The organism is Acetobacter suratthaniensis, from assembly GCF_017377745.1.
Lineage (GTDB): Bacteria > Pseudomonadota > Alphaproteobacteria > Acetobacterales > Acetobacteraceae > Acetobacter > Acetobacter suratthaniensis.
Genome location: NZ_JAFVMG010000040.1, coordinates 1 through 3674, shown reverse-complemented (window position 1 = coordinate 3674; position 3674 = coordinate 1). Strand labels below are relative to the sequence as shown.

The following is a 3674-nucleotide window of genomic DNA, read 5'->3' as shown; positions in this document are numbered from 1 at the left end:
CCTCGCTGAAAATGGCATATTTTCAGCTAAGGAAGTTGCAATCAATCCGAAAATAGAAGGGCCTTGAACCAATTGTAACAAACTTTTATAGCTGGATGAATTCTTATTTAATTTGGCTCGGAAAATGGATGCAACTTCTCAAAAAGTCTTGGTGAAAGACCGGCGCCATTTTCTTGATGTCGTCGACAAGATGGTCAGGGTTGAGAACGGTTCCGGGTTAGAGGCGCGCTTCTCCTCTCTGAATGCCATCAGTTCTACGTTGTATGAAGCCGTTGAACTGGTGAACGAAGAGGGAGCGAAACTTCCTCCCGTCCATCCGCTGCGGGAGGCCAGGCAACACTGGAGCACTTCGATCGGGGGTACTACAATCAGACTGACCGCAGACTTGGCGTCACTTGGCAAGCGGTATGAATTCGCTAGAAAATGTGGCCAGGGGCGTATGGTCTGCGTGTTCGGCAAGGTGAAAGCTGGCAAATCATCGCTCGGCAACTTCGTAGCCTATGGTGTGCCCACACCTCAGGCAGAAAATGTGAAGCAAGCCGATCCCAAGCCAGCATTTTTCTATGCGGCTGGTGGGTCGCTCAACGAGGCCATGTCCTCGGAAAAGATGGACCGGCAACAAAGTTTTGGGATTGGCGTTGGTGAGACGACGTCCTCGATCCAGTATTTTTCTTTCCCTGGCTTCACATGGGTCGATACCCCAGGCATCCACTCCGTCAACAGTGAAAACGGCAGGCTGGCATCTCAATACGTCGATGCCGCGGACCTGGTCATCTACACTCTGGCTTCGAGCAGCCCAGAACGCAGATCTGATATCGAAGAAATCGTGAACCTGCTCGGGCGTGGGAAGCCGCTCCTCATAGTCATAACTGCCTCAGACATCATTGAAGAAGACGAAGGCCCGGATGGCGAGCTCATTCAGGCGACAATTATGAAAGCTCCCTCGGTGCAGGTTGAGCAACAGGAGAGAGTAAGAGATCTCGTTCAAAAGGCAGTTGATGCGGCCGGGCTGAAAGATGCAGATTTCTCGGTACTTTCGCTCTCAGCACGCTTTGCCTTTGAAGGAGCCTGTCCCGTCCAGGAGCGATGGACAGGCAGCGGGATGGAGGCTTTCTTTTCTGCTCTCGTGGAGAGATTCAGAACCCAGAAGCTGGATTGCAGATCCAGGGTGGCTCTAGCCGATCTCAGGACGTCCCTTCTCAAATTGAGTGAGGACCTGAAAGCCTATGAAGCACCCGGCAGCAAATTCGAAAAAGCCATTTTACAGAAGGAAGCTGAGGTCCGAGTAGAGTGTGGGGCTTTTGAAACAGACATAAAGAAATCGCTTCGCGATGTGACCAACAGCTTGGTGATCAAGAACTCGAAGGATCAGTTGAATCTGGCTCTGAAGAATGAGTTACAAGCCGCGTTCCTTGCTTTGCTCAAGGAGCGCGGCAAAAACCTCTTGGGTCAATTCGGACGCGATCAGGAGATGCAGGCTTTCCGTGTGAAACTCAAAAAGCCTGACAGAATTCCTCGTTATCGGGAAATTACGGAAACCAGAATGCATAAGAGTGAACTGGGCAGCAATATCGCCGCCGCAGCCGGTACGGCCATTGGTGGTATCGCAGGAGCGGGGTGGCTATCGCTGATCACTGCCCCGGTAGGCGGCTTTGTGGGGAAGATGGCTGGTTCGCTTCTGGACGGCGAGAAAGAAGTCAAAGTCAGCCATGGCCTTAACACCGGAGAGGTGTTCAACAGTGCATATGCAGTGATTGAGGATTGGTCCAGAGAAAGCCGGAAGCAGTTACAAGCATTGTTAGAACAGTGGGTTCAGGAAGGAAACCAGACATCACTGTCTTTTTTCAACGAAGAGGCCCGCAGCATTGCCGCCAGCGTGAACCAGAGTGCCAAGCGTATTGAAGAGGAACTGGCAAATGGGAATTCCTGATTTCAACGACATCCTCACCGCGTTTGACAAGGTGAGTCCAATTGTCAGCCGCTGGCTCGGCCCTGAAAAGGTTGAAGACCTGGAAGCCAATCTGAAGCTTAAAGCCCAATCCGATCGCCCGCGGATCATGGTTTATGGGGTTTACAATGCGGGTAAAAGCACCCTTTTGAACGCTCTGATGGGGGCCGAAAAGGCTTCGATGGCAGATCGTCCGGAAACGGCAGAAGTCAAAGGTTATGACTGGAAAGGCTACTCACTCCTCGACACACCGGGTATCGATGCCCCGATCGAACATGAAAAAGTCACTGAAGAATCCCTGAATCAGAGCGACGTTGTCCTCTTCGTGGTGGCCGCAGGCGGAACCGCAGCAGAAAACGCTACCTGGGAAGCAATGATGGAGATTGTCGCCAGGAACCGGCGAGTGATGCTCGTCATCAATGACAAGCTCGGGCTGGATCCTGAAGGAACAGACTACCTGACAGTGGTTAATAGTGCCAGGGAACACATGCAGATGGCCGCTGAAAAGGCAGGCCTCGAGAACGTGCTCGAGCATGTCCCTGTGTGCGTCATAAATGCCCGGACAGCACTGAAAGGTCGTGTCGAGGGCAAGAACCTGCTGATCCGGAGAAGTGGACTGGAACAGCTTGAAAACCGTCTGTACGCGTTCCTTGAAACCTGTGATTTCGCGACTGTGTGCCGCAGCGCAGCCAAAGATGTCCAAGATATCATTGATGCTGCCAGCACGGCACTCGAGAAGCAGGCGGGAACTGTCGAGAGTCGGAAAGTCGAGGAACTGGAGCAAGGCGCGCGCAAGGGCAAGGAGCGGATCCGCACCTCAGCAACTTCGACCATTGATACGGTGGTCCTAGAGAAACAAAAACGCGTTGTCGCATTTTGCCGTGCGAAAGCTGACAATCCAGATTATCCCTACTCTGAGATTGAAGAAGTCACAGAGCAAATGAATGGGAAAATCCTGACATTTCTGGTGCGGGAAACGGAAGAGGTCTTCCGCGAGCTAAACCACAACTATATGCCATCCGAGAGTTACACGAAGAAAGACACTCAGTCTGGACGCATTGAGATGGATATAAAGCATGATGCAACCCCGAGTGTTCTAGCTCAAGAGCTAGCCGAAATGTCGAGAAGTCTTGGCCAACAGATCCTGACAATCAGTGCCCAGGATATGTCTGGGGTAGCCGAGAACGTTCTAACCTTTGGAAAAGGCCTTTCGAAGACCTCAGATAGCACTATTCTGAAATCTCTGTTCAAAGGTGTGGGCAAGAAGAAGATCGCCGTTGCTGCCGAAAAAATTGGTAAAGCCGTTGGACCTGCTATTGCAATAGGGTCGGCTCTATACTCCGCCGGTCGCGCGATCCAACAAGATTACGCCCAGAGAAGAGAGAAAGAACGCAGGATGGTAGCGATCCAGGATGCTGCCGATGGGTATCTTTCATCCTTCAAGGATGCCGCAATGGAAATGGTTGGCGAATATATATCTGAGACATTCTCTGACCTGGATGACCACCTGAAAAATAGCAAAGCTGAGATTCTTAATCAGAACCAGAGCTTGGCCGAAGACCGGACTATCCTGTCATGCGGGCAAATCGAACTCCAGAGGTTGTGCCCTTGAGAAGATAGTGCATCGGCAGTTATTTTGAAGTGAGCAGCAGCAACATCTTTCTGCCTGTGGAGACGATGCGTCGGTACGGCACAGAAGTAAGAACCCTCGTCCCTTCAGGGTATC

General features: G+C 51.7%; 2 protein-coding genes. Both read left to right on the top strand.

From position 1 onward, the window contains the following. Window positions 1–124: 124 nt before the first annotated feature. Window positions 125–1930 carry a dynamin family protein gene (locus J2D75_RS14135; RefSeq protein ID WP_207855424.1) on the top strand — a complete coding sequence of 602 codons (1806 nt, stop codon included), beginning with the start codon at window positions 125–127 and terminating at the stop codon, window positions 1928–1930. Next, on the top strand, window positions 1917–3560 hold the full coding sequence (locus J2D75_RS14130) for a GTPase (RefSeq protein WP_207855423.1): 1644 nt from the start codon (window positions 1917–1919) through the stop codon (window positions 3558–3560). Before J2D75_RS14135 ends, J2D75_RS14130 begins: the two co-directional genes overlap by 14 nt. Window positions 3561–3674: the final 114 nt, after the last annotated feature.